Here is a 26,740-nt window from a genome sequence, read left to right as displayed (position 1 = left end):
CCGTTCTCGTCTCCCTGTCAAGAACTCGGCGTGTGCGCCTTCGCGACTCATGCGGTGAGGCGTGCCTCGATCAGGTCGATCTCGCGGATGAGCCGGCGCAGCACGACGTCGTCGATCGCGCCCGCACGGCGGAGCCGGTACAGCGCGCCCCGCTCCGCGATGATCCCGGCCATCCGCAGGCGCCGCTCCGTCGTCGCGATCTGGCCCACCCGCGCCGCTGCCGTCCGATCCTCGCCGAGGTCCGCCTTCAGGCCCTCGTAGCGGTCCATCGCCCGCGCGCCAGCTTCGACGGCGATCGAGGCGTCGTCCTGCTCCTCGGCGAGGCGATGCTGGAGCGCCTCGATGACCTTGACGGCGTCGTCGCGGGCCACGCCCCGGGCGAGATCTTCCTCCGCGTCGTGCGTCGGCGCCGGAGGCAAGCGCAGCCCGCGGAGGAGCGGCGGGAGGACCAGGCTCGCGAGGAGGAGGGAGGTGAGGATGACCCCCATCGCCAGGGAGATCACGAGGTTGCGCGCGGGAAAAGGGCTCCCGTCCGCCATGGCGACGGGAAGCGTCATGATGCCGGCGAGGGTGATCGCCCCCTTCACGCCGGCGAGCGTCGTGGCGGTCACGAGGCGCCACGCCGGGATGGTGCGCTTGTCGCCACGTCGGTGCGCGCGGAGGATGGCGAGGTGGAGCGAGACCCACACCCACGCGAAGCGGACCACCATCAGCCCGGCGGTGATCGTCAGGATCCAGACGACGATCCAGCCGACGCTGCGGACGGAAACGTCCTCCAGGGCGTGATCTGACACGCTCACCAGCTGCTCGCCGAGCAGAACGAAGATCGCGCCGTTCGCCGCGAGGGCGACGCTGTTCCAGACGGCGGTGCGCCGCACGCGCGTCGCGCCGAGGCTGCGGCCCTGGATCTCGACGTAGGTCATCGCGATCCCGGCGGCGACCGCGGCGAGGATGCCGGAGGCATGGGCCCGTTCGGCCGCGAGGTAGGCACCGAAGGGCGTCAACAGGCTGAACAGGATCTGGAGGCCGGGGTCTTCGCCGGTCCGCCGCCGCAGGAGCTCCTGAAGACCGGTCAGGATGAACGTCGTCGCAGCGCCGATCCCGAGCCCCGCGAGCGCCAGCCACGAGAAGCTCATCGCGGCCTGCGGCAGGGAGAACGTGCCCGTCAACGCGGCCGCGATGGCGAAGCGCAGGCAGACGAGGCCGGTGGCATCGTTCAACAGCGCTTCCCCTTCGAGGATGTGCATCAGGCGCCGGGGTACGGGGGCCTGCGCCGTGACGGACGACACCGCGATCGGATCCGTGGGCGAGAGCACGGCCGCCAGGGCGAAGGCGACCGCGAGGGGGATGGCGGGGATCATCCAGCTGATAAGAAGGCCGATGCCGAGGACCGTCAGGACGACGAGGCCGAGGGCGAGGGCGAGCACGGTGATCCAATCCCGGAACAGGTCGCGCTTGGGGATGCGCCAGCCGTCGAGGAACAGCAGCGGGGGCAGGAAGATCAGGAAGAAGAGGTCGGGTTCGAGGGTGCTGCTCGGCAACGGCCCGAGCTGCAGGGCCACCCCGATGGCGATCTGGATCAGGGGGAGCGGGACGGGCAGAAGGCGACCTAGCACGCCGCTGACGAGCACAGCCAGCAGCATGGCCAGGACAACGGTGGCGCTTTCCATTCAGATCCTTCTTGAGGGTCGACGGCGACGTCGGCGCGAACGCTCGTCCCCGGGATTTAACATCGACCGACACGGAAGCGGAAAGGCGGCGCTCGGCCGCTCCGGCGGCTGGGGAGACACCCGGGCCTTTTGCGGAGATCCCGTCGCCCCGTCGCGATGGCGGCGCGACCGACCCCGCGGCGGAGCGGGCAGTCGGCGTGCTCCAGGGTCGCCCCGCTCAGCGGGCGACGGCGAGGGACCGGCCAGACTTCGTCCTCGCAGCTTGCCCCAAGAAGAAGCGCGTCATCTCGCGGCTGGCGTCGGGGCCCCGCGGCTCGGTGTAGGATCCCGCCGGGCTGCCGCCCGACCACGCGTGTCCAGCGCCGTGCAGCACCCAGTCCTCCAGCATCGGTCGTTCTTCGGCATCGGACCGGACCGTCCGGGCGTACGACAGGCCGCCGGGCGAACGCCCGTCCGTGACGCTTGAGGTGAGGACGGCGTCGCCCGCCGCCTGAGCGAGCACGTGGGCTCCGTTCGACGGGTGCACCGTCCTGTCGCCGTCGCCGTGGAACACGATCGTGCGGACGAGGGCGCGGCCGCCGCCGGACGCCCTCGGGATGCCGCCCTGGCGCATGGCCGCGAAGGCGGACATCATGTCGACGGCGGCCCCGGCCGCGAGGCCCGAATGCACTCCGGCGGCGGCGTAGAGATCGGGGTAGGCCTGAGCCATGACCGCCGCCGCGGCGCCGCCCGCCGAAAGGCCGGCCACGAAGATGCGGGCCGGGTCGACCGCGAAGTCGCGCATGATCTCGCGCGTCAGCCCGGCGATGAGGGCCGGCTCTCCGCGATCGCGCGACTGGTCCTTGGCGTCGAACCAATTCCAGCACTTCTGGGCGTTGCCCGATTGCGTCTGCCGAGGGTAGGCCACCAACAACCCCTGCTCCTCGGCGACCTCGTTCATGCGAGTCCCGGCCGCGAAGTCGTCCGGCGACTGGGTGCAGCCATGCAGCATAACGACCAGCGGCATGTCCTGGCCCGCGTAGCCCGCGGGGACGTAGAGCTTGTATCCGAGCGTGCCGGCGGCCCCGTGATGGACGAACTCCTCGAAGCGGGCGCCCTCGGGCACGGCGACCGTCGCGGGGGTGGTCCCCAGCGAGGTCATCCCGCACAGGCCCGCCCCCGGCTTCAGAGTGGACAGGCGGTCGAGCATTTCGCGCACCGGCGGCGATGCCCCGTCGAGGGCGGAGGCTGTTCCGGCACCCGGCAGGTTCGATAGGTCGGGGAACCAGGCCGGGCGCTTCAGGCCGGTTTCGAGTGGGGCTGTCATCTTCGGCAGGGCGTCGCGCAGCGCCGCCCCCGCCTTGGCGAGGCCGGCCATCCTGCTGGCGAAACGGGTCAGGTCGAGGTTGGGCTTGGCGATCATGGCGGCGGTCCTTCGGGCATGGGTCGGTCGATCCCCGCGCAACGCGGGGCCGAGATGAAGGCGGTGTGTCGGCGTCCTGCCGATCCGCCACGGGGGCGCGGTCAGCTCGTACGATCCTTCAAGGCGTCCTTGACGGCCGCACTCGCGTGCAGCGCGCCCAGCACCTGGACGGAGGCGATGGTCTGCCGCGCCAGCTCGGGCGTGACGTCCGCCGCGATAGTGGCGAGGCCGAGCACCTGGATGTCGAGCCGTTCCCCGCCGCCTTCACGGCTTCGAGGTTCTGGCGGCTGTAGTGGGACAGGCCGAGGCTCAGGCTTTGCCGAGCCACCGACTGCTCGACGGCGTCGACGTGCCGTTCGAGCTGGTTGCGGATGGCGGTGCGGATGAAGTCGGTCCGGTTCGAATAGAAGCCGTCCTGCACCATCAGGTCGATGTGGCCGAGATCGACGAAGCCGAGATTGATGGTGATCTTCTCGCTGTCGGCGGCCTTCGACTTCGGTTCAGGCCCTCTTCCCGGCGTCTTTCCATCCCCTCACCATCTGTATGGATGGTGAGCTTGGGACGATGGGCGCGGAATCAAGGGGGCGCCCTGTCGTCCGTATCGGGCGCGTCGTCCAATGACTCGGCGGCTTTCGCCCGGGCGGCACCTCCTCGTCGATCAGGAAGCGCTTCGGCTGAGAAGGTACGCGCGTCGCCGTCGCGCTCGGAGCGGTCCGGGGGGTGCCGCTCGGCCGGCCCGGCCGCGCGGCCGCCGTCAAAGCATGGTCGCGTCGAGGGGGATCAGGCGTGATCGACATCGTGGCGGATCGCCATGCCGCTCAGGTAGCCGGACGTATGTCCGCATCGTTTCGCGCTGTCCTGAAGGAAACGAGGCGGCGGCTGCCCTCGTCCCACAGGACCAGCGGTACGCAACGCAGGCTCTGGACGAGGGTGATCCGCCCCATGTCGCGCAACTCGGGGTGGTCGCGCAACACCTCGGGCAGCCTGTAGAACGGGATCCTGCTGCCGAGGTGGTGGATGTGATGCAGGCCGACGTTCGCCGTGAGCCAGCGCAGGGCGATGGGCAGGTCGTAATGCGAACTGCCGTGCAGGGCGGCCTCGGCGTGCGCCCAGTCGGGCGTCGCCGACCAGTTCGTCCTCTCGAATTGGTGCTGGACGTAGAACATCCACACACCGAGCGTCGACGCGAGCAGCAGGACCGGCACGTGGATCATCAGCAGCGGGACGAGGCCGACCCACCAGGCCAGGGCCGCGCCGACCAGGCCCGCGGCGGCGCTGGTGCCCATCGTGCTGGCCCACGGGCGCCAGCCGGCCTTCATCAAGCCGACCGGAAACCGGTACTGGACCAGGAAGAGCCAAGTGGGGCCCAGGCCGAACATCACGAGCGGATGCCGGTAAAGGCGGTAGAGCAGCCTTCGAGGTCGCGACGCCGCCTCGTATTCGGCCACCGTGAGCGTCGTGACGTCGCCGATGCCGCGCTGATCGAGGTTGCCGACCGTGGCATGATGGGCGGCGTGGGTCCGACGCCAATAGTCGTAGGGTGTCAAGGTGAACACGCCGATCGCTCGCCCGACCCAGTCGTTGGTGGCGCGGCGCCGGAAGCAGGCGTCGTGGCTGCAGTCGTGCTCAATGAGGAACAGGCGGACCAGGAAGGCGGCCGCGAAGGGGGCCAAGCCCAGCACGAGCCAGTAGCTCACTTGAAGACAGGCCCACATCGAGGCCCAGAGGCTGAGGAAGGGCAGGACGGTGATGGCGATCTCGACCGCGCTGCGGCGCGGGCTGGGATCCCTGTATCGCGCGAGGACGCGGATCCAAGCCTTGGCCGGAGTCCGCGGCGGTTCAGCGATCAGCGCTTCGTGCCCCTGGGTCGACATTTCGGTCTCTCACTTCTCGTTCGTGCTGGCGCGCGTCGTACGAGAAGCACGAAGGTCACGTCGGCCCCGTCGGGTCGGGGCCTCACCGGGTCATAGACGCCGCGTCACTGTGCGAAGGGAATTTCGCGGAACGGCTACCCGGCGTCCGTCGACCCGAACGGGCCATCGGAGGGCAGCACACCTGAGGTCGGCTCCGCTTCGCCCACGCTCGCATCGTCGCCCACGTGGCTCAACTGTTCCTCCGTCACGACGCGGTCGTGTGGTTCGGCTTCGGCCCTGATGCGGTATTGCAACCGCGTGCCGAGGTGGGGGAGGCGGTTCTTCACGGTGAACACGGTCGAGCAGTCGCGGGTGCTGCTCATGGCCGCGCTCAGCGAGACCCGCTCTCCGACCGCGAAAAGGTGGGTCGCCATGGAAGCCCTCACGACGCGTCGGGACGGGGCGCCGCAGCGCTGGCGGCCCCAGGGGGCGAAACATCACCGACCTCCCCCCTGACCGGAAGGATCTCGCCCGCTTCGCGCGTCACCGCGGCGTCGAGGGACTGGCGCAGGGCCATGAGCTTCAGCTCATGGACGATCTGAACGGAGGAAGGCTCGTTAATGCGCTTCCCGAAGCGTCTTTCCCGACCCATGGAGGTGCCCGTCTGCGCGGCCTTGCCGCGCTCTGCGGGCCTTGGCCCGGGGTGGTGCTCGTCTTGCACGCACCGCCCACATCGGAACATGGCGCGAAGCGCCCCCTGAACAAGAGCTCGCCGGTGCTTCTATCGAAAACGAAGGCATATCAAAATAAGTTTCTCGCGTGAATGCATTCAAAGAGGCATTTGGTCCAAATCAAACGACTTCAAATCAAGATTTTTTTCGATCATCGACGAATTTCGAACTCGCTATTCCTCGATCTCTTCCTCACATGGTGAGCAGGCTGATCCCGATCGGGGATGCCGGCCGGCGCCGCCGCGGCGCCGCGTGAAAGAACCATCCCATGGCCGCCAAAGATGTGCGCTTCTCCTCCGATGCCCGCGACCGCATGCTGCGCGGCATCGGTATCCTCGCCGACGCCGTGAAGGCGACGCTGGGTCCCAAGGGCCGCAACGTCGTGATCGACAAGAGCTTCGGCGCACCCCGCATCACCAAGGACGGCGTCACCGTCGCCAAGGAGATCGAGCTCGCGGACAAGTTCGAGAACATGGGCGCCCAGATGGTGCGCGAGGTGGCCTCGAAGACCAACGATAAGGCCGGCGACGGCACCACCACCGCCACCGTGCTGGCTGCCGCCATCATGCGAGGCGGGGTCAAGCTCGTCACGGCGGGCGCCAACCCGATGGACCTGAAGCGCGGCGTCGACCTCGGCGTCGCGGCCGCCGTGGCCGACATCAGGTCTCGCGCCAAGACCATCGCGTCCTCGGACGAGGTCGCCCAGGTCGGCACCATCGCGTCCAACGGCGACAAGTCGATCGGCGACATGATCGCCCAGGCGATGCAGAAGGTCGGCAACGAGGGCGTGATCACGGTGGAGGAGGCCAAGACCTCCGAGACCGAGCTCGACGTCGTCGAGGGCATGCAGTTCGACCGCGGCTACCTGTCCCCCTACTTCATCACCAACGCCGAGAAGATGGTCGCCGAGCTCGACGACCCCTACATCCTGATCCACGAGAAGAAGCTGTCGTCGCTGCAGGCGATGCTGCCGGTGCTCGAGGCCGTGGTGCAGACCGGCAAGCCGCTGGTGATCGTGGCCGAGGACGTCGAGGGCGAGGCGCTGGCCACCCTGGTGGTCAACAAGCTGCGCGGCGGCCTCAAGGTCGCGGCCGTCAAGGCGCCGGGCTTCGGCGACCGCCGCAAGGCCATGCTGGAGGACATCGCGATCCTCACGCAGGGCCAGATGATCTCCGAGGAGCTCGGCATCAAGCTCGAGTCCGTCGGCCTGCCGATGCTCGGCCGCGCCAAGCGCATCCGCATCGACAAGGAGAACACCACGATCATCGACGGCTCGGGCTCGAAGTCCGACATCAACGCCCGCATCGCGCAGATCAAGGCGCAGATCGAGGAGACCACCTCGGACTACGACCGTGAAAAGCTCCAGGAGCGCCTGGCCAAGCTCGCGGGCGGCGTCGCGGTGATCCGCGTCGGCGGCTCGACCGAGGTCGAGGTGAAGGAGAAGAAGGACCGCGTCGACGACGCCCTCAACGCCACCCGCGCGGCGGTCGAGGAAGGCATCGTCCCCGGCGGCGGCACGGCGCTCCTCCGCGCCAAGAAGGCCGTGCAGGGCCTGAAGAGCGACATCGCCGACGTGCAGTCCGGCATTAACCTCGTCGCCAAGGCGCTGGAAGCCCCGATCCGTCAGATCGTCGAGAACGCGGGCGTCGAGGGCTCGACGGTGATCTTCAAGATCGGCGAGAACTCCTCCGAGACCTACGGCTTCAACGCCCAGACGGAAGAATACGTCGACATGATCGCGGCCGGCATCGTCGACCCGGCGAAGGTCGTCCGCACGGCCCTGCAGGACGCGGCCTCGGTCGCCGGCCTGCTGATCACCACCGAGGCCATGGTGGCGGACCGTCCGCAGAAGGATGCGCCCGCCATGGGCGGCGGCGGCATGGGCGGCATGGATTACTGAGCGGACAGATTACGCCGACGATCGCAGGCCTGTCGATCGCCGGGCTTTCACAACTTCAGCACCCAGCCGCATGTGCAGGCCCGGGCGGCAGCACCGTCGATCCGGCGGGCGCGGCAGATAGGGAACAGATGACATCGAGGATCGAGAGCGACGGCAAGACCGTCATCGTCACGACCGATGCGGGGCACCGGATCGACTTCGCGATGTCGGAGCTGAACGCGGCATCGACGTCGGGCGAAATCACCACGGAATGGGCCGGCGGCGTGCCGCCGGCGAGCGTCGAGGTCGCTGTCAGAGGCGCGAAGGCCGAGGCGGAAGCCTATGCGGCGCAGCACCACGCGTCGAAGCCCGGAGAGGCACGGGCCGCCCGAGAGGAGAACAAGGGGCTGGGGCGCGCGTTGAAGGACATCCTCGGCCTGCCGTGATTCAAGTATGTCCTCGTCCGGCGGAGGATCGGCGCGACATCCGGAGGATTTCCATCCAGTATGGGACACGAGGGCCGCTCGCCGCGGGACCGTTCGGCGCGCGGCTCGGACTCTGGGATGGTCCCGGGTTCTTTCCGGAAGTTCTCCCATGCTGATCCGTTACGGCTACGAGATCACGATCTCCTGCCCGAGGCCGACCGCCCTGGTCTGCATGATGTCGGTCCAGGCTGATCGCCTGCAGGACCTCCTTGCGCCGGAGACCGCGGAGACAGTGCCCTACATCGAGGCGCACACCTACCACGACGTCTACGGCAACCTGTGTCGTCGCCTCGTGGCGCCAGCCGGCGACATCACCCTGCGTGGGAACGCGACGATCAGGGACAGCGGGGCACTCGACCCCGTCCTGCCCGACACCGCGGAGATGCCCGTCGCGGCCCTCCCCGACGAGGCCATGCTGTTCCTGATGGGCAGCCGCTACTGCGAGACCGACCGCCTGAGCCAGACGGCGTGGGACCTGTTCGGCGGCACGGCGCCCGGCTGGGCCCGGGTCCAAGCGATCTGCGACTTCGTGCACCGCCACATCCGGTTCGACTATCAGCGGGCGCGCTCGACGCGCTCGGCCTTTGAGGCCTACGAGGAGGGTGTGGGTGTGTGCCGCGACTTCGCCCACCTCGCGGTCGCGTTCTGCCGGTGCATGAACATCCCGGCCCGCTACGTGAACGGCCACCTCGGCGACATCGGCGTGCCGGTGGTGGATCCCATGGACTTCAGCGCCTGGATCGAAGTGTTTCTCGATGGCGCCTGGCGGACCTTCGACCCCCGCAACAACGTCCCCAGGATCGGCCGCATCGTCGTCGCGCGCGGCCGCGACGCCGCCGACGTCGCCATGATCACGAGCTTCGGGCCGCATAGCTTGCAGGCGTTCCGCGTTTGGGCCTACGAGGTCGATCCCACGGCGCCGTGAGAGCGCGGATCCACGTCCGGTCCGGAACCGCCGGCACGCCCGCCGTCCGGGGCGGCCGGATAGGGACTGCGACTACGCGACGCCGAGGAGCGCGCGGATCCTGTTCGCCAGTTCATCCATGGCGAACGGCTTGGTCAGGACGCCCATACCGGCTTCGAGGTCCGTCCCGCCCACCGCCGCGCTCTCGGCGTAGCCCGTGATGAACAGGACCTTCAGGCCCGGGCGCAGCGCGCGGGCCGCGTCGGCGACCTGACGTCCGTTCATGCCGCCGGGGAGGCCGACGTCCGTCACGAGCAGGTCGATGCGGCCCGTCGAGCGCAGCATCGCGAGGCCGGACGCGCCGTCGCCGGCTTCGAGCGAGGCGTAGCCCAGCTCGGCCAGCACGTCCGATACGAGCATGCGGATCGTTGGCTCGTCGTCAATGATCAGCACGGTCTCGCCGGGCTCCGCCCGCTGCTGATCGGTCGCGACCTCGGCGCCCGCGTCGTGCTGCAGGTGACCGCCGTGCCGGGGGAGGAACAGCGTCACGGTGGTGCCGCTGCCCGCGTGCGAATGGATGCGGACCTGCCCGCCCGACTGTTTGGCGAAGCCGTAGATCATGCTGAGGCCGAGCCCGGTGCCGAGGCCGAGGGGCTTGGTGGTGAAGAAGGGATCGAAGGCGCGGGCCACCACGTCCGGGCTCATGCCCGTCCCGGTGTCCGAGACGCTCAGCGTCACGTAGGCGCCGGGCTCGAGGTCCCGGACGGCGCCGCCGCGCGCGTCGAGCACGCGGTTGGCCGTCTCCACCGTGAGCCGGCCGCCGTCCGGCATGGCGTCGCGCGCGTTGATGCACAGGTTGAGCAGCGCGTTCTCGAGCTGGTTCGGGTCGACGAGCGCGTTCCAGGTCTCCGGCCCCGTGATCACGCTGACCGAGATGGCCGGACCGACGGTGCGGCGGATCAGGTCCGCCATGCCATCGATCAACCGATCCACGCCGATCAGCTTGGGGTCGAGCGTCTGGCGCCGCGAGAAGGCGAGCAGGCGATGCGTCAGCGCCGCGGCCCGCCGGGACGCCTGCTGCGCGGCATCGATGTAGCGGTCGAGGTTGTCGGTGCGGCCCTGGCGGAGGCGCTTGCCGAGCAGGTCGAGGCTGCCGGAGATGCCGGTCAGCAGGTTGTTGAAGTCGTGCGCCAGGCCGCCGGTCAGTTGTCCGACCGCCTCCATCTTCTGCGCTTGGCGCAGCGCGTCCTCGGCGGCTCGCAGGGCCTCCGCCTGCTCGCGCTCCGCCGTGACGTCGCGCCCGTACCCGTAGATGTGCCCGGCTTCCGCGACGCTGACCCACGAGATCCAAACTTCGCTCCCATCCGCGCGTAGGCAACGGTTCGTCGCGTGGCGCGGCGTGCCGTTCGGGTCGAGGTCGAGCACGCCGTCGACGAGGCGAGGACGGTCATCCGGATGGAGGAACGTGACGACGCTCGCACCGACCATGTCCCGCTCCGAGCGCCCGAGGATCGATGCTGTGGCCGGGTTGACGGCCAGTACCGTGCCCGACATGTCGGCCACGACCAGGAGGTCTCTCGCGTTGCGCCACACGCGGTCGAGGTCGCGCGTGCGGGCCGCGACCTGCTGTTCGAGCGTATCGTTCAACTGGCGCAATTGGCTCTCGATTTTCTGCTGGCCCTGGAGGGCGCGCGTCACCTCGGCGAGGAGGGCGGTCTTGTCGGTTTCCAGCCCCTCGACCTGCCGACGTTCGGCCGTCACATCGACCTGGCTCGCAAAGAAGTGGGACAACGTGCCGGCCCCATCCCGCACCGGCGCCATCAGCAGCCGGCTCCAGAACGGCTCACCGTCCTTGCGGTAGTTCAGGATGTCGGCTTTGACCGGGAGTTCCGCCCGTACCGCATCACGGATCTCCCGCACCGTGTCGGGATCGGTGTCGGGCCCTTGCAGGAAGCGGCAATTGCGGTCGACAATCTCCTCGCGCGGATAGCCGGTCAGACGGCAGAACGCATCGTTGGCGAATACGATCGGGTTGTCGGCCCGCCGCGGATCCGTGATGACCATCGGCATCCGGGTGGTGCGGACCGCCGCCGCGAAAGGATCCGTGACGTCACCATCGCTCCCGATCTCACCGTCGATGCGGGCCGTCTCGCCGCTGAGGCTGGCCGGATCGGCCCTACGGTGCAGGGCTGCGTTCTCGGCCTCTAACTCGGCCAACCGCCGGTTCAGCTGTTCAAGACCCGCCTCGGGCATATCGGCTTCCATCTCTAGTGAGACTTTCGGGGTCAGGCGCGATTGCCATCGAGCACGAAAGAGAGGCTAAGGCATCCTTCCGACCTCACCCGCCAGCCTAACCAAACAAAGAGGGCAGACGAGCCAGGGAAAGCAAAAGGGCCAGCTTCGTCCTGTTCTAAACGAAAGCTAAGGCATCACTACAACGGAAGCGAAGAGCATCCCCAGTCAAGACACTTCAAACTGTCCCGAACGTGGACACTCTATCCTCGATCTCTTGATGCCAAGAAAGCCGCCCATGCCTGCCACGCTTCGTATTTTGCGGACACCTCGTTCGAGAGGCCATGAACGATGAGACGATCGTGACAGCTCAGTAATCGATGCGCCCCGCATGCAGAGCCTCCTCCTGAGCAAACAAGCAGATCGATCGCATAGAAGCGCCGGCGAGGGTCTCGCGCGTTGGCCCCATGGGCCAGTCGAGGTGACGACGGTTCGATCCATCCCTCAGAACATCGAAGGTCCACCTCAGGCCAGTGGCATTCTGCGTGACTGCAACCTGGTCATACTCGCCGAGTTCAAATCTCATACCGTCCATGGCTTCTCTCCGCCTCATCGGCTGAGATGCCGAACACTCGTCAACGTCGGGCGCGAAGAAAGGTCCATGAGTTCGGGCGGCTCGATGCGGAGCGATCTCACGTGCAACGAACACGTGTATGCATCTCGCGTCGTTTGCGCACTATCCTCGCCGGGGCATAAATCTCGTTGGCCCACGTACACATATCACTGGGATGACAGATCCCGCTCCTGCCCGCGCTCGTGTTTTGAGCCGCGCCGGGTTTCTCGGAGGCTGATTGGCTTGGAAATTACGCCGCCATCGGGATGGCCTCAAGCGCGGCGTAGAACGCTGCTTCGGCTTCGGCCGGCGGGACGTTGCCGATCGGCTCGAGCAGCCGGCGGTGGTTGTACCAGTCGACCCACTCAAGCGTGGCATACTCGACGGCCTCGAACGACCGCCATGGACCCCGCCGGTGGATCACCTCGGCTTTGAACAGGCCGTTGATGGTTTCGGCGAGGGCATTGTCGTAACTGTCTCCTATGCTGCCGACTGACGGTTCGATGCCGGCCTCTGCAAGTCGTTCTGTGTACTTTATGCTGACTTACTGTACTCCACAATCAGAGTGGTGAACGAGAGCGCCAACGGGTCGACGCTGGTATAGAGCTTGCTCCAGGGCGTCCAGCACGAAGCTGGTCTGGGCTGAGCGGGAAACTCGCCAGCCGATAATACGACGGGCGAAGACGTCGGTGACAAACGCAACGTAGACGAACCCGGACCAGGTCGCGACATAGGTGAAGTCCGACACCCACAGCGCGTTGGGACGAGGTGCCTTGAACTGCCGGTTTACCCGGTCGAGCGGGCAGGCCGCCGAGGGATCAGGCACTGTGGTGCGGACCTTTCGTCCCCGCACGACGCCTTGCAGTCCCAGAACTCGCATTAGGCGCGCCACCGTGCAACGGGCGACGTCGATCCCTTCGCGGCCGAGTTGCCGCCAGATCTTCCGTACATCGTAGACGCCGAAGTTCTCATCGAACACGCGACGAATCTCGATCATCAGCGCCGCATCGCTTTTGGCACGCGTCGAGTGCTTGTCGGGATCGGCTCGCCGAGCTGCGTGGGCGTAATATGTGGACGGGGCGATCGGCAACACCTTGCAGATCGGCTCGACCCCGTGAGCGTCCCGATGCTCATCGATGAACGTCTTCATGTCCGCGATCGGCGGTCGAGCTCCGCCATGGCAAAAATATGCGCTCGCCTTCCGTAGGATCTCGTTGGCCTGCCGCAGTTCGCGGACTTCGCGCTCCAGCGCCTTGATGCGCTCGCGCTCGTCCGATGCAGGACCAGGCCTCGCACTTTTCATGTTCTCTGCCTCCTTGATCCAGTTGCGTAGGGTTCCCCCGAACAGCCGATCTTGGACGCGATCGACCGGATGGCCGCGTGCCGCGAGCTATGCTCGCCCTGGTGCTCCTGCACCATCCGGACCGCACGTTCGCGGAACTCGGGGGAAAATGGGGGTGTGCGCTTCGTCATGGCTCCACTCTCGCAAGATCAGGAGCCTCCGGGAAACCCGGCGCGGTTCAGTCCCGCACCTCAAGGCGGGCCAGCGCGACAGCGTCGATCCCGATCTTCACCTCACATTCGGGTTCGCGGGAAGGGTTAGTCCAGGGGCCAAACCGGACGACGTCTCTATGACGCCTTTTCCCTGCCATGTCTCAGGCATTGGGCCCGTATCGCTCAATTTTCGATAAAAGGTTGGAGAAGGCGATCGGCTTGGGGCAGTAGTCCGTGCAGCCGGCCGCGATGGCCTTCTCACGGTCGCCTGACATGGCGTGGGCCGTGAGCGCGATGATGGGCACGGTGGCGGTGGCCGGGTCGCCCCACATCATGCCTGCTGCGGTCCAGCCGTCGATGGTGAGCAGTTTCATGTCGAGCAGCGCGATGTCCGGTGTTTCAGCCTTTGACTTGTCAACGCCCCCCTGGCCATCCGTCGCCACCACGACCTCGTAGCCGCGTCGCTTCAATCGACGGGACAGGAAGAACAGATCTCCTCATGGTCCTCGACCAGCAGGATCTTCATGACGTCATCTCCTCACCGGCATCATGCCGGTCCCGCGACAGGCAGCACGATGGTGAAAACGCTACCGTGCCCTTCGGCGCTTGCGACGGTGGTGTCGCCGCCCAGCATCACCGCCAAGGCTTTGCTGATCGACAGGCCGAGACCCGTGCCGCCGAACTTGCCGGAGATCGACGCCTCGGCCTGGGCGAAACGCTGGAACAGCTTGCCCATCTGCTCCTCCGTCATGCCGATCCCGCTGTCCCGCACCTCGAACCTGACGCGAGCCGGCCCGTCTCCCGCGGCGACGCGCTTGACCGAGAGGGCGATGGTTCCGCCCTCGGTGAACTTGGAGGCGTTGCTCAGGAGGTTGAGCAGCATCTGCTTCACCTTGGTGAGGTCCGAGCGCATGGTGCCGAGGCCGGGGCCGATCCGCAGGGCGAGGACGTTGCCCTTCCTGTCGACGAGCGACGACACCGTGGCCGCGACGTCGCGCACCATGGCCTCTGCGTCGAACTCCTCGGGGTAGATCTCCATCTTGCCGCTCTCGATCTTGCTGAGGTCGAGCACGTCGTTGATGAGGCCGAGCAGGTGGCGGGCGTTGGACTCGACCTTCGCCATGTCGGGCGCGAAGGCCTCGGGGTCGCCGCCGTCCTGCATCTCCTCCTGGAGCATCTCGCTGTAGCCTATGATGGCCGACAGCGGCGTGCGCAGCTCGTGGCTCATGTTGGCCAAGAACTGACTCTTGGCGCGGTTGGCGTCGAGCGCCTCGTCCCGCGCCGCGGCGACCTCTCGCTCGGCCCGCTTCCGCTCCGTGATGTCGCGCAGGTAGGCCGTGAACATCGGCTTGCCGTCGGCCTTGAACGGCGTGACGGCGAGTTCGGCCGGGAAGCGCTCGCCATCGGACCGCTCCGCCTCGACCTCGACGTGCCGGCCCATGGCGGACGTTTCCCCGTCCTCCAGGAAGCGGGCGAACGTCCGAAGGTGGCCGACGAGGAAGTCCGCCGGCAGGATCAGCGCGCCGAGTTCCTGGCCCATCGCGGCGCCTTCCGACCATCCAAACGTCCGCTCGGCGGCCGGGTTGAACTCGACGATGCGCGTGTTCTCGCCGATGACCACGATGCCGTCGAGGGCGGTCTGCATGATGGCGGCCTTGCGGGTCTCGCTGTCGCGGAGCCGCGCCTCGGCCCTCCGGCGTTCGAGGAACTGGCCGAGCTGTCGCCCCAGCGTCTCGAAGGCGCGGTCCGAGCCCGGGGCGAGTTCGATCGGCCGGCGGCTGCGGAACGAGACCACGCCGATGTCGCGGTCGCGGACCTGGATCGGGAAGGCGACCTCGGCATACGCGACAGGACCGAACAGGTCCGTCCCGACCGGGGGCGCCTCGGCCAGCACGGTCGTGCGCTCCGCGAGCGCCCTCGTCGGCAGCGCGTCGGCCTCGTCCCCGAAGGCCGGGACGCTTCGGCCCGCCCCGTCCCCGTGCCAGACCGCGGCGCGCAGCAGGCGACCTCGCGGGTCCTCGTCGGGGTCGGCGACGAGCCACAGGGCACCGGCGTCCCATCCAAACCCGGACCCGATGGCGGCCAGGGCCTGCGCCTGCGCCTTCGAGGTCTCGATCTCGCGCGCCAGGATTTGGCTGACCTCCTGCTGCACGGCGAGGCGCCGCCGCCCGTCGCGCCGGTGCGACAGGTCGCCGAACGTCACGACGCCGCCGATGACGACGCCGTCCGCCACCACCGGATGCGAGGCATACTCGGCGTAGAACGACGTGCCGTCGCGACGCCACAGCAGTTCCTCGTCGAGCGTGACGACTTCGCCCTTCGTCAGCGTTCGCAGCAGCGGGCATTCGCCCGCCAAGAAGGCAGTGCCGTCCGGGCGCGTGTGGTGGACGAGGGCGTGCATGTCGCGGCCCAGCAACGCCTCGGCAGCCTCGTACCCGAGGAGCGTCAGGGCCGAGCGGTTGGCGAACGTGCAGCGCCCGTCGCGGTCCATGCCATAGACGCCGTTCCCGAGCGCCTGCAGGAGTTGCTCCGCGTCGGGGACGCGACGTCGACCCGTTCCGCCGGCTCGTCGGTCAAGTCAGGGCCCCTTTCCTCATCGCCGCCATGGCAGTGGCATGACATCCCTCGGCCACGTCCACCTTCGTCGGCAGGCGACATCCCGGGCCGCCGACGCCGGCTCCCCCCGGCGACGTCGACCCACCTCCGCTGCCCCAATCGGCAGAGCGCGATGTCCTGTCGAATCGGCCGCCTTCGAGCGCGTGGCCTGTCGTGGTGCAGGTCGCTGGAGAGATCGGCGAAAACCTGGTTTTGTTTCGTCGATCACTCGAAATACGCATGCGTCGGAGAGCTATACATCTACGACGCGACGACCCGAGAATCCTTTGGGTCTCGGATGCGGAAGTTATCGGTGATTCGGGATGAGAAGCGACTGAAGTGCTTCGGGACCGTTTCCTTGAGGAATGTCAGGATCGCCTCCGCGAAGTCCTTGAATGTGGCATAGTACCGGTTGTGGGTGACGTTCTGGTGCATCACGCCCCAGAGCCGCTCGATCGGGTTGAGGTGAGGGCAGTAACTCGGGATGAAGTGAAGCACGATGCGCCGTCCCGGTTGCCTCATCCAATCCTGAACAGCACGGGCATGATGATAGCGGGCGTTGTCCAGATAGACATGGATCCGACGCATCGTCGTGTAGGCGTTCTCGATGGAGGTCAGAAGCTCGATCGTGCTTTGCGCATCGACCGAAAGCACTTCCTTCATCCGCGTCGCGCCGGTTTCCAGGTCGATCACACCATGGATGTTCATGCGATCACGGCCCGACGCCGCAGGAACCGCGACGTCGGCGCCACGCGGCATCCACACGCCCGCCGGTCGCGTCTGATGGGTCGGGTGAACGGCATCGCCGTAGACGATCGCTTCGTCGGCCCCAAGGCCGTTGCGGAGCCGCTCATGCTGCTCGATGAACGCTTCCTGCGCCGCAAGGTCGAGATGCGAGGGCACAAGGTCAGGCTTGCGCCAGACAAAATCCAGCGCCGCCATCAGCTTGATCAAACCGGATCGCGTGTACGACATGCCATACGTCGTCCGGATGTGATGACCGATCGCGCGTGTCGACGCCGGAAGCGCCTCCGTGGCCCAGGCTTTCAGGGCCGTGAGCTGCTCCACCGTCAAGGCGCGGTGCCCGCCCGCCAAGTCGAAGCGCGCCAGAGCCGGTACGCCGCCCTCGCGATAAACCTTGAACCAGCTCCGGATCGTGTCGTCGTCCAGGAGGAGAGCCTCCGAAACCTGCTCGCAACTCCAGCCCTTGTCCAACAAAAGGATCGCGTTGGCGCGCCGGGCGACCCGATGCTCCTCAAGCCCATCCCGCGCGATGCCCGTCAGCCGCGCACGATCGTCCTTGCTCAGGAAATGGCGCTTGATCATCGACACAAAACCGAATCGAAAGCGACCCCGCCGTCAACCCCGCATCCTCACGGAATCGGGCTATACTTAGTTATCGAATGACAATTTCGACGACCGAAATAGCGCTCTCACGGCCGGAACATTCACCAATGGCCCCAGTTGTTCGAGCACATGCACCTCGTCGTGGAGGACCTTCCGGCCTCGGACCTTGTTCGATGGCAGGGGGGAAGCAGTCCGGCCCCGCCGAGCGGGGCGTGGGCGGTGCTGTAGGCCCTCTAAATCGCCCATGGCCGGCGTCGAGGCGGGGTTTTCGAGCGGCCGGCCGTAGGACTCACCAGCATGTCGAACCTTGGATCGGGAACAGCCCGAGATACCCGTACGTTCAGCGATGCCGCCGATCGTGAACTCAGGTCGGCGTCGCCGGCAGACGACGCGCGCACGATTCTCGTCAACGACGTGTCCTGGGGCGGCGTGCTGGCGGGCGTCGTCGCCGGCTTAGTCACGCAGCTCATCCTCAACCTGATCGGCATCGGCGTCGGGGCGTCCACCCTGAACCCGACCACGGGCGACAACCCGACCGCCAGCGGCTTCTCCATCGGCGCCGGCATCTGGTGGGCCCTGTCCGGCATCATCGCGGCCTTCGTGGGCGGCTACATCGCCAGCCGGCTGTCCGGCCGCCCGAAGGCCTCCACCGGCGCCTGGCATGGCCTGACCTCCTGGGCCCTGACGACGCTGGTCGTCTTCTACCTGCTCACCACGGCGGTCGGCGGCTTCATTGGCGGCGCCTTCAACACCGTCAGCGGCGCCATCGGCGGCGTGGGCCACGCCGTGTCCTCCGCGGCGCAGACGGCCGTCCCGGCGCTGTCTCAGGGCACCGACCCGGTCGGCGCCATGCAGCAGGCGCTGTCGGCTCCGGCCAACGACCCGGCGACAGCCATGAAGGACGCCACGGCGTCCCTCGCCAAGGCGGCGGTGACGGGCGACGACGCCCAGGCCGCCGACGCCCGGGAGAAGGTCGCCCAGGTGATGGCCAAGCAGCAGAACATTCCGATCGACCAGGCGCGGACCCGCGTCGCCTCCTACGAGGGGCAGATCCGCGACAAGGCCGCCCAGGCCAAGCAGCAGGCGGCCGAGGCGGCCGACGTCGCCGCCAAGTCCGTGTCGCGCGGCGCGCTTCTGGGCAGCTTGGCCCTGATCCTCGGCGCGGTCGCGTCCTGGTTCGGCGGCAAGGCCGGCACGGTCGACCCGACCGTCACGGCGCAGTTCATCCGCACCGTCCGCCGCCAGGGCAACTCCGCCGCGTGACCTGACGCCGCCCCGAGATCCCCACCGGCACCGCTCGTGCTGGTGGGGAGCTCAACCGACCCGGCGTCGAGCAACGCGAACCGAGCTGACGTCCGACTTACCCTGAACCACCAAGGACACCACCATGGCCACGGACCAGCGCGACCACACCATCGCCGCCTTCTACGAGAGCCGCGACTACGCCGACGGCGCCGCCACCAAGCTGCGGGCTCTGGGCGTCCCGGCGTCGGACGTCACCGTGTCGCCCGAGAACGCTCGCGACGAGTATGGCCTGTACGGCTCTGACATCACGACGGCTGCCGCCCCCAAGAAGACCGGCTTCTGGGCCTCGCTCGAAGACATGTTCGGCGGCACCGACGACCACCACACCTACGCCGAGGGCGTTCGCCGCGGCCACGTGCTGCTGACCGCCCACGTCGCCGACGCCCAGCTCGACCGCGCCGTCGCCATCGTCGAGGAGCACGGCTCCATCGACCTCGACGGCCACGAGGAGACCTGGCGCAGCGAGGGCTGGACGGGTGCCCCGACGACCTCGACGATTGCCGCGCCCACGACGACAATGGGCTCCTCGACTGCGTCGAAGATGGCCACCGCGGAGGGGGCGATGGGCATGGCCCTGGCCGGCAAGACCGCGCCCACGCGCGTCGTCGAGACCGAGACCGTCGTCGAGCGCGCCCCGGTCCTCGCGCCGAAGCCGGCCGTCACCCCGGCCGCGGTACCCATGGCCTCGAAGCCGGCTCTGTCGACCGGCACGGTCGGACGCGGCAACGAGGACGTGGTCCAGGTCGTCGAGGAGCGCCTCAACGTCGGCAAGCGCGCGGTCAGTCGCGGCAAGGTCCGCCTGCACAGCTACGTCGTCGAGAACCAGGTGTCCGAGAATGTCACCCTGCGGGACGAGACGGTCAGCATCGACCGCCACGCCATCGACCGTCCCGTGGCGGCGTTGGGGGCCGACGCCTTCCGCGAGCGTACCATCGAGTTGGAGGAGGTCGACGAGGAGGTTGTGGTCAGCAAGTCGGCCCGCGTGGTCGAGGAGATCGGCATCCGCAAGGACGTGAGCGACCGCGTCGAGACGGTGCGCGACACCCTGCGCTCGACCAAGGTCGACATCGAGGACGGCCGCACGGCGGGCGCCACCGCCACGGGCGCGACGACCGGCTTCGTCTCGCGGCTGGTCAAGGACGTCGAGGTCGTCGGCTCCGACGGCGTGCACGTCGGCGTCATTGACCGCCTGGACGGGACCATGATGAAGCTGAAGCGCAAGGACAACGTCGGCGGCGGCCAACACCACCTGCTGCCCGCGGACCTGGTCAAGTCCGCCGAGGACAAGGTCATGCTCAGCGTCCCGGGTGCCGAGGCCATGCGGCGCTGGAAAGCCGTCTGATCCGACGCATGTCCCCGGACTGGATCCGGGGACCACGGAAGAAGCGGTCCGGCACGGAGCCGGGCCGCCCCCCATCCTCGAAGCGGCGACATCGCGACATGGCCGAAATGCCGAAGGCACCCAGCGGAACGGCACGAAGCCCTACCGAGACCCTCCGAGACGCAAGACTCGTCCTCGCCAACCGTGCTGCCCAGGCATCGTCGACGTCCCGGGACGAAGCCTCCCACGTCCTCCGAGTGGTCGAGGAGCGCATCGAGGTCGCGAAGCGGCGCGTGCTCACCGGCACGGTCCGGGTCGGGACCCGCACCGAGACTGTCGAGGAGATCGCCGAGGCGGATCTGGACCGCTACCGCGTCGAGGTCACGCGCGTGCCGGTGGGCCGCGTCGTGGAGGAGGCGCCGTCAGCACGCGCGGAAGGCGACATCACGATCATCCCCGTCGTCGAGGAACGCTTGGTGCTGGTGAAGCAGCTCTTCCTTGTCGAGGAGGTCCACGTCCGTCACGTTTTCGAGCGTGAGGTGGTGAGGGCACCTGTGACGCTGCGGCGCCAGCACGCCGTCGTAGAACGCCTCGTAGCGGAGGGCGGCACCGACGCTCGGCGAGCCAGCGAGGACGATGGTCTTTTGGCACGTTCTTCGGACTGACCGGCGGTTTTCCGGCCACCGGATGCTAGCCCCCCAACCACGTCCGTCACGGGATGCGCCATGGCACCCGAAGCATGACAAGGCCCCCCAATGCCACCCGTTCGCGTCCTCTTCGCCACGCTCGCCACCTTGGTCGTCCCTTCGGCGGCCCTCGCCGCTGCGGCGGACGTCAGCCCGGCCCTGCGGGCCCGGGCCGAGGCGGTCTGCCGGGACGACGCGCTCAGGCTCTGCGCCGACGCCATCCCGGACGAGACGGCCATCCTGACCTGCATGCGGCCGAAGCGGGCTCAGTTGTCGGCGCCGTGCCGCACGGTCTTCAACGAGGTCGTGAGAAACGTGCGGCGCTGATCCTGGGTGACAGCCGGAAGGCGACCTGCGGTCCGCACCGACGATGACCGTCCCCAGACCGGAAGGGGATGGGGACGACGTTTCAGACCACATCCTCTGGAAACCCCGGCTCGGACGACGATCAGGCTTCGGAGGCCACGTCGTCGCTCAAGGGGACCGACGTGCGCAGTTCCGTCGCGACGTTCTTCAGGCTCCTCGTTTTCCTGATGTGCAAGTCGGCCCAGGGGCCTTGCACGGCCCGATTTGCCCGACTTTCCGCAAACTCCCGAACGCTCGGCAGCCATCATGCGTGACTTGTGGCAGTCCTCCCCTTTGTCGCCGGGTATTCGCTCGCGGTCAGCGGATCGAGATATCCCCGCTTCGACGAGCAGGACATGCAACGTCCTGCTCGAGTCCCAATGGAAATCCTAAGCTGTCCTGCTGGCATCACGGTGCAGATTGCCGCCGTTTCTCGAGTCGACGGATTGACGATGGTCAGCCCGATCAGCGGCATCCCGATCTCGGGCACCTCCTGTCCCGGCACGACGAGTCCCTCGACGACTGGAGAACCCCTTCGTCGTCGGACACAGGATCGGTGCCATCCGACGCACGGACGACATCGGCCCAAGACACTGAAACGGCCACGCCGACCACCGGCACCTCTGCGGCCTACGCTCCCTCGTCGGTCATCCCGCCCTCCGTGACCAGCTTCACGACCAAGCCGTCGAGCATGTCACAGCAACTCCTCGACGCCCTCGCCGTGATAGCGAGACAATGTCCTCTGGCCTGCCGGGGGACCGGGCCAGCCGAATGCCGCGAATTTCGGCGCCTCCCGCGGCTCGGCCGACCTTCGGCTGTCGCGGATCGCGCACCCCACGCTGACCGTGACGAGGCCGCCCCGGTTGCCGGCGTGGTCGGTGGCAAGCCGCTCGACGCCGCTGCGCGCCCGCTCGGCCTGCCGGACCGCCTCGGCTGCCTCGGTGCCGGGCAGCACGACCGCGATCTCCTCGCCGCCGTAGCGTGCCACGACGGCCTCGGGGGCAGTGACGGCGGCTGACACGGCGTCGGCCACCGCGCGCAGGCAGACGTCGCCTGTTGAATTCCGCTGAGAAGTGACCCAGGGGGCACGAACTTTTCCACTGAGATTTGACCCATGTTTTCACCTCCTCCCACGCGGCTGTGTGGGGGGCATCGGAGTGATCGACATGGAGTTATTGAGCGTCATCCGACGCTGGCACTACCGGGACCAGCTTTCGATCCGTGAGATCGCCCGACGCACCGGGCTATCGCGAAACACGGTCCGCAAGTATCTGCGCTCAGAAAACGTCGAACCCCGCTTCAAAGCTTCCAAGCGGTCGAGTAAACTCGACGCATATGCTGACAAACTTTCGGCGATGCTGCGCATCGAGTCGGCCAAGACGCGCAAACAGAAGCGGACGATCGGGCAGCTGCACGTCGATCTCGTCGGGCTCGGCTATGAGGGCTCTTACAATCGGGTGGCCGCCTATGCCCGTGATTGGAAGGCTGCCCGACAGCGTGAGCAACTGAGCAGTGGTCGCGGCACCTTCGTGCCCCTGGCGTTCACGCCGGGCGAAGCGTTCCAGTTCGACTGGTCAGAAGACTGGGCTCTGATTGCCGATGAGCGAACCAAGTTGCAGGTCGCTCATGTTAAACTGTCCTATAGTCGTGCCTTTACCCTCCGGGCCTACCTACTACAAACCCACGAGATGCTGTTCGACGCTCATGTCCACGCGTTCCGCGTCCTGGGTGGAGTGCCGCAACGCGGCATCTACGACAACATGAAGACTGCCGTCGACAAGGTCGGCCGCGGCAAGCAACGACAAGTCAACATCCGTTTCTCGGCCATGGTCAGCCATTATCTTTTCCAGGCTGAGTTCTGCAATCCAGCCTCCGGTTGGGAGAAGGGCAGATCGAGAAGAACGTGCAGGACGCCCGTCATCGGCTTTGGCAGCCCATGCCGAGCTTCCCTTCCCTGGATGCGCTCAACGACTGGCTGGAGAAACGATGCAGGGAGTTGTGGGCTGTGACGCCGCACGGATCGCAGCCCGGCACGATCGCCGAAATTTGGGCCGAGGAAGTCCGGCATCTGATGGCTGTGCCTCGACCGTTCGACGGCTTCGTCGAGTACACCAAACGCGTTTCTCCGACTTGCCTCGTCCATCTGGAGCGCAACCGCTACAGCGTGCCTGCGTCCTTCGCCAACCGCCCAGTCAGTCTGCGCGTTTATCCCGACCGCATCCTCCTCGTCGCCGACGGACAAGCCATCGGTGAGCACCGTCGCGTCTTCGCTCGGTCCCATGATCGTCGGAGCGAGACGGTTTACGACTGGCGTCATTACTTGGCGGTCGTGCAACGCAAACCTGGTGCACTGCGGAACGGCGCGCCCTTCGCCAAGATGCCGGACGCTTTCAGGGCCCTGCAGCAGCACCTGCTCAAGACGCCAGGTGGCGACCGCGAGATGGTCGAGATCCTGGCCCTGGTCCTCCAGCATGACGAGGAAGCCGTGCTCACGGCCGTCGAACTGGCCTTGAAGGCCGGCGTGCCGGCCAAGACCCACATCATCAACCTGCTGCACCGACTGATCGACGGCACACCGCCGACTGCGCCGACGGTCGACACTCCCCAGGCGCTCACGCTGGTCACCGAACCGCGGGCCAACGTCGAACGCTACGACGCTTTGCGTCGGGCCAGGGAGGTGCGTCATGCGCCATAACCCGGCCAGCGGAGCCATCGTCATCATGCTGCGGAGCCTGAAGATGCACGGCATGGCCCAAGCCGTCGAGGAGCTGACCCAACAGGGCGCGCCGGCGTTCGAGGCGGCCATGCCGATCCTGTCGCAGCTCCTGAAGGCAGAAACAGCCGAGCGGGAAGTCCGTTCAACAGCCTACCAGCTCAAGGCTGCCCGCTTCCCGAGCTACCGCGATCTCAACGGCTTCGACTTCACCAGCAGCGAGATCAACGAAGCTCTCGTCCGCCAGCTCCATCGTTGCGAGTTCCTGGACGATGCTCACAACATCGTTCTGGTCGGAGGTCCTGGCACTGGCAAGACTCACATCGCCACAGCCCTCGGCATCCAAGCCATCGAGCAACATCGCAAGCGAGTCCGTTTCTTCTCCACCGTGGAACTCGTCAACGCCCTTGAACAGGAGAAAGCTCAAGGAAAGGGCGGACAGATCGCCGGCCGACTTGTCCATTCGGATGTCGTTATCCTCGATGAACTGGGATACTTGCCGTTCAGCGCCTCGGGTGGTGCCTTGCTGTTCCATCTGCTAAGCAGACTGTATGAACGTACCAGCGTCGTGATCACCACTAATCTGAGTTTTTCGGAGTGGGCCACAGTCTTCGGAGATGCCAAGATGACCACGGCCTTGCTCGACCGCCTCACTCACCACTGCCATATCCTGGAAACCGGAAACGACAGCTTCCGTTTCAGGAACAGTTCGGCAAAGGCCTCCAAACCCACCAAGGAGAAAGCAAAGGACTTGACCGCTCGCTGACCAACCAGCCACCATCAGGACGGGTCAGTTCTCAGTGGAAAGCCTGGGTCAGATCTTGGTGGAAATTAACAGTCGCCCTGCTGATGCCCGTAATGGTCGTTGAACGCCTTGAATTGGTCGACGTCGAGCAGCAGCAGCGACAAGGGGCGACCGCTCGTGACGGAGCATTCCGTCTCGACCATAAGCGCGGCATCGAAGCGACGACGGTTCGCGAGCCCGGTCAGGCCGTCGCTATTGGCGAGGCGGGCCAATTCGTCGGCGAGGACCGCAGTGCGCTCCTCGGCCGCCTTGCGTCCGCTCACGTCTCGCAGCACCGTCATATAGCCGGCGCCGCTTGGCAGGGTCCGGCAACGACCCTCGACCCAGAGCGCGGTCCCATCCTTCCGGCGCACGCGGAAGACGGTCTCCCCGCTCGTGCCGCTGCTGCGGACTCCGTCGAGCCAAGCCGCGACGATAGCCCAGTCCTCAGGGACCACGGTGTCGCGCGGGCTGCCGTCGAGCAGTTCTGAAGGCTCGTAGCCCATCACAGTGCGGCTGGACGCGGAGACGTAGGTTCGGCGCAGCGAAGCATCGAGGCGCATCACCACGTCGATGGCGTTCTCCGTCAGGATACGGTGCTCGGTCTCGCTTCGCGCCTTCGTGTGAGCCAGCAGGCTCAGGGCCGCGGAAGCGCTGCTACGCCGCGCCGGGCGGAGCGTCGACGCCGCCCGCGCGGCGCCGGACGAGGACAGGATCGCGGCGGCCTCGGTGGCGGTGGCGGAGGCGCGCATCCTCACCACCGAGGCCGGCCTGCTCGCCGCGACGCGGCTCCTGGAGTATGGCGGCACCTCGGCGACCGGCACTGAAGACGGGTTCGACCGGCACTGGCGGGACGTGCGGACCCACACGCTGCACGATTCCGTGCGCTGGAAGTATCAGGCCGTCGGCCGCTATCACCTCACGGGCGAGCGCCCGCCGCGCCACGGTGCGATCTGACGAGGATGATGTCTATGCCGCCCCGCCGCGAGATGGTGCTCAACGCCTTCACGATGAACTGCGTCGGCCACATCAACCACGGCCTGTGGACCCACCCGCGCGACTGATCGGCCGACTACACGCGCCTCGACCACTGGACGGATCTGGCCCGCACGCTGGAGCGCGGGCTGTTCGATGCCGCCTTCATCGCCGACATCGTCGGCGTCTACGACGTCTATGGCGGCTCCATCGACCTCACGGCGCGGGAGGCCATCCAACTGCCCGTCAACGAGCCGACGCTGCTCGTGCCCGCCATGGCGGCGGTGACGACGGATCTGGGCTTCGGCGTCACGGTCAACATCGCCGGCGAGCACCCCTATACCTTCGCCCGCCGCCTTGCGACGCTGGACCACCTGACGGGCGGGCGCGTCGGCTGGAACGTGGTGACGGGCTACCTCGACAGCGCCGCCCGCGCCGTGGGTGAGGACGCGCTCGCGCAGCACGACAGCCGCTACGACCGCGCCGACGACTATCTCGACCTCACCTACAAGCTGCTGGAGGGCAGTTGGGACGAGGACGCCGTGCGCCGCGACCGGGCGGCTCGCGTCTATGCCGACCCGGCGAAGATCCACCGCGTCCGCCACGAGGGGCCGTTCTACGCGTGCGAGGGCTACCACCTCGCCGAACCGTCGCCGCAGCGCACGCCGGTGCTGTTCCAGGCTGGCGCCTCTGGGCGCGGCCAGCGCTTCGCAGCGCGCCACGCCGAATGCGTCTTCATCTCGGCGCCCGACAAAGAGACGGCGCGGCGCACCGCGCGGGCGCTCAGGGCCGAGGTGGTCGCGGCCGGTCGCCGGGCCGACGACGTGAAGGTGCTGATGGGGATCAGCGTGGTGGCGGGCGACACGGACGCGGAGGCGCGCGACAAGTTCGCCGACTACCTGCGCTTCGCCAGCCCCGAGGCGGGCCTCGCCCATTTCGCGGCCGGCTCCGGCGTCGACTTCTCGCCCTACGGGCTCGACGAGGAGATCGACTACGGGACGGGCAACGGCATCCAGTCGACCACGCAGGTGGCGAAGAGCCGCGGCTTCACGAAGCGCCAGCTTCTGGCCCAGGTGGCGCTCGGTGGCCGCTACCCGCTGGTGGTGGGCGACGGCGCAGGGACCGCCCGCGAGCTGGGGTCCTGGATGGACGAGGGCGAGGTCGACGGCTTCAACCTCACCCGCACGGTGGTGCCCGAGTGCTGGGACGACTTCGTGCGCATCGCCGTGCCGGCCCTGCAGGAGCGCGGGATCCACAAGCGGGCCTACGGCGCCGGCACGCTGCGGGCCAAGCTGTTCGGGCGCGGCGACCGGCTCGACGGGGCTCACGCCGGTGCGCGCCAGTCCTCGACCTGACGGCCTTGGGCGAGGTCCGCTCCTCGGGAGGACCGCTTCGAAGCGGCCGGT

General features: G+C 67.5%; 18 protein-coding genes, 6 pseudogenes and 1 other annotated feature. Of the genes and pseudogenes, 11 read left to right on the top strand and 13 right to left on the bottom strand.

From position 1 onward, the window contains the following. Window positions 1–47 precede the first annotated feature (47 nt). The 5 genes and pseudogenes from L7N97_RS28980 to L7N97_RS28960 form a co-directional block, all read right to left on the bottom strand. Window positions 48–1,670 carry a Na+/H+ antiporter gene (locus L7N97_RS28980; protein ID WP_237482817.1) on the bottom strand — a complete coding sequence of 541 codons (1,623 nt, stop codon included), beginning with the start codon at window positions 1,668–1,670 and terminating at the stop codon, window positions 48–50. A gap of 217 nt (window positions 1,671–1,887) precedes the next feature. Continuing rightward, window positions 1,888–3,072, bottom strand: a complete 1,185-nt coding sequence (locus L7N97_RS28975) for an extracellular catalytic domain type 1 short-chain-length polyhydroxyalkanoate depolymerase (RefSeq protein WP_237482815.1) — start codon at window positions 3,070–3,072, stop codon at window positions 1,888–1,890. A 101-nt stretch (window positions 3,073–3,173) separates the two neighbouring features. Then, a pseudogene (locus tag L7N97_RS28970) lies at window positions 3,174–3,541 on the bottom strand (CopG family transcriptional regulator). Between the two features lie 349 nt (window positions 3,542–3,890). Beyond that, a complete protein-coding gene (locus L7N97_RS28965) occupies window positions 3,891–4,946 on the bottom strand; it encodes a fatty acid desaturase (RefSeq protein ID WP_237482813.1) in 1,056 nt (351 codons plus the stop codon). Window positions 4,947–5,080: 134 nt separating this feature from the next. Then, on the bottom strand, window positions 5,081–5,308 hold the full coding sequence (locus tag L7N97_RS28960) for a hypothetical protein (protein WP_237482811.1): 228 nt from the start codon (window positions 5,306–5,308) through the stop codon (window positions 5,081–5,083). A gap of 616 nt (window positions 5,309–5,924) precedes the next feature. Between L7N97_RS28960 and groL the strand changes: the two genes are divergently transcribed. The 3 genes from groL to L7N97_RS28945 all read left to right on the top strand — a co-directional run bounded on the left by groL (window position 5,925) and on the right by L7N97_RS28945 (window position 8,945). Further along, window positions 5,925–7,556, top strand: a complete 1,632-nt coding sequence (gene groL, locus L7N97_RS28955; RefSeq protein WP_237482809.1) for a chaperonin GroEL — start codon at window positions 5,925–5,927, stop codon at window positions 7,554–7,556. Window positions 7,557–7,684: 128 nt separating this feature from the next. Next, window positions 7,685–7,981, top strand: coding sequence for a hypothetical protein (locus L7N97_RS28950; RefSeq protein ID WP_237482807.1), 297 nt, complete (start codon window positions 7,685–7,687; stop codon window positions 7,979–7,981). A 148-nt stretch (window positions 7,982–8,129) separates the two neighbouring features. Further along, a complete protein-coding gene (locus L7N97_RS28945) occupies window positions 8,130–8,945 on the top strand; it encodes a transglutaminase-like domain-containing protein (protein ID WP_237482805.1) in 816 nt (271 codons plus the stop codon). A gap of 72 nt (window positions 8,946–9,017) precedes the next feature. On the opposite strand, the gene L7N97_RS28940 is transcribed toward L7N97_RS28945, so the two are convergent. The 6 genes and pseudogenes from L7N97_RS28940 to L7N97_RS28915 all read right to left on the bottom strand — a co-directional run bounded on the left by L7N97_RS28940 (window position 9,018) and on the right by L7N97_RS28915 (window position 17,184). Continuing rightward, window positions 9,018–11,141, bottom strand: coding sequence for a PAS domain-containing protein (locus L7N97_RS28940; protein WP_237482803.1), 2,124 nt, complete (start codon window positions 11,139–11,141; stop codon window positions 9,018–9,020). 385 nt (window positions 11,142–11,526) lie between these two features. Further along, window positions 11,527–11,751 carry a hypothetical protein gene (locus L7N97_RS28935; RefSeq protein ID WP_237482801.1) on the bottom strand — a complete coding sequence of 75 codons (225 nt, stop codon included), beginning with the start codon at window positions 11,749–11,751 and terminating at the stop codon, window positions 11,527–11,529. 268 nt (window positions 11,752–12,019) lie between these two features. Next, window positions 12,020–13,242: pseudogene (locus L7N97_RS28930) on the bottom strand (IS3 family transposase). After that, window positions 12,845–12,962, bottom strand: a sequence feature (AL1L pseudoknot). (Overlaps the previous pseudogene by 118 nt.) 182 nt (window positions 13,243–13,424) lie before the next feature. After that, a pseudogene (locus L7N97_RS28925) lies at window positions 13,425–13,789 on the bottom strand (response regulator). A 21-nt stretch (window positions 13,790–13,810) separates the two neighbouring features. Then, window positions 13,811–15,784: a PAS domain S-box protein gene (locus L7N97_RS28920; RefSeq protein ID WP_255722533.1), complete on the bottom strand. Its 1,974-nt coding sequence runs from the start codon at window positions 15,782–15,784 to the stop codon at window positions 13,811–13,813. A 335-nt stretch (window positions 15,785–16,119) separates the two neighbouring features. Next, window positions 16,120–17,184: an IS630 family transposase gene (locus L7N97_RS28915; RefSeq protein ID WP_237482112.1), complete on the bottom strand. Its 1,065-nt coding sequence runs from the start codon at window positions 17,182–17,184 to the stop codon at window positions 16,120–16,122. A 435-nt stretch (window positions 17,185–17,619) separates the two neighbouring features. Here L7N97_RS28915 and L7N97_RS28910 point away from each other — a divergent pair, with 435 nt between their 5' ends. From L7N97_RS28910 to L7N97_RS28895, 4 genes are all read left to right on the top strand, one after another. Beyond that, on the top strand, window positions 17,620–18,468 hold the full coding sequence (locus L7N97_RS28910) for a PhnA-like protein (protein ID WP_237482789.1): 849 nt from the start codon (window positions 17,620–17,622) through the stop codon (window positions 18,466–18,468). A 124-nt stretch (window positions 18,469–18,592) separates the two neighbouring features. Then, a complete protein-coding gene (locus L7N97_RS28905) occupies window positions 18,593–19,852 on the top strand; it encodes a DUF2382 domain-containing protein (RefSeq protein ID WP_237482788.1) in 1,260 nt (419 codons plus the stop codon). A gap of 236 nt (window positions 19,853–20,088) precedes the next feature. Continuing rightward, window positions 20,089–20,496 carry a YsnF/AvaK domain-containing protein gene (locus tag L7N97_RS28900; RefSeq protein WP_237482786.1) on the top strand — a complete coding sequence of 136 codons (408 nt, stop codon included), beginning with the start codon at window positions 20,089–20,091 and terminating at the stop codon, window positions 20,494–20,496. A gap of 90 nt (window positions 20,497–20,586) precedes the next feature. Then, window positions 20,587–20,844: a hypothetical protein gene (locus L7N97_RS28895; RefSeq protein ID WP_237482784.1), complete on the top strand. Its 258-nt coding sequence runs from the start codon at window positions 20,587–20,589 to the stop codon at window positions 20,842–20,844. A gap of 712 nt (window positions 20,845–21,556) precedes the next feature. Here the strand turns inward: L7N97_RS28895 and L7N97_RS28890 are convergent. Then, window positions 21,557–21,910: pseudogene (locus tag L7N97_RS28890) on the bottom strand (diguanylate cyclase); the annotation flags it as partial. Between the two features lie 118 nt (window positions 21,911–22,028). Here L7N97_RS28890 and istA point away from each other — a divergent pair. Both istA and istB read left to right on the top strand, forming a co-directional pair. Next, window positions 22,029–23,557: pseudogene (gene istA / locus L7N97_RS28885) on the top strand (IS21 family transposase). Continuing rightward, window positions 23,547–24,341 (top strand): IS21-like element helper ATPase IstB, encoded by a 795-nt coding sequence (gene istB, locus L7N97_RS28880; RefSeq protein WP_237478210.1) that lies wholly within the window; start codon window positions 23,547–23,549, stop codon window positions 24,339–24,341. The pseudogene istA and the gene istB overlap by 11 nt, the downstream one beginning before the upstream one ends. 65 nt (window positions 24,342–24,406) lie before the next feature. Here the strand turns inward: istB and L7N97_RS28875 are convergent, their stop codons facing one another. After that, window positions 24,407–25,111 (bottom strand): diguanylate cyclase, encoded by a 705-nt coding sequence (locus tag L7N97_RS28875; RefSeq protein WP_237482782.1) that lies wholly within the window; start codon window positions 25,109–25,111, stop codon window positions 24,407–24,409. Between L7N97_RS28875 and L7N97_RS28870 the strand changes: the two genes are divergently transcribed. Together L7N97_RS28870 and L7N97_RS28865 are read left to right on the top strand one after the other, a co-directional pair. Continuing rightward, complete coding sequence (locus tag L7N97_RS28870) at window positions 25,014–25,316, top strand: acyl-CoA dehydrogenase (RefSeq protein ID WP_237482927.1); 303 nt, start codon at window positions 25,014–25,016, stop codon at window positions 25,314–25,316. The genes L7N97_RS28875 and L7N97_RS28870 overlap by 98 nt on opposite strands. A gap of 14 nt (window positions 25,317–25,330) precedes the next feature. Beyond that, a pseudogene (locus tag L7N97_RS28865) lies at window positions 25,331–26,689 on the top strand (LLM class flavin-dependent oxidoreductase). Window positions 26,690–26,740: the final 51 nt, after the last annotated feature.

It is taken from the genome of Lichenibacterium dinghuense (assembly GCF_021730615.1).
In the GTDB taxonomy this organism is placed as follows: domain Bacteria; phylum Pseudomonadota; class Alphaproteobacteria; order Rhizobiales; family Beijerinckiaceae; genus Lichenihabitans; species Lichenihabitans dinghuensis.
Note: the sequence above shows the minus strand (reverse complement) of the source record. Positions and strands in the feature narration are given on the sequence as shown.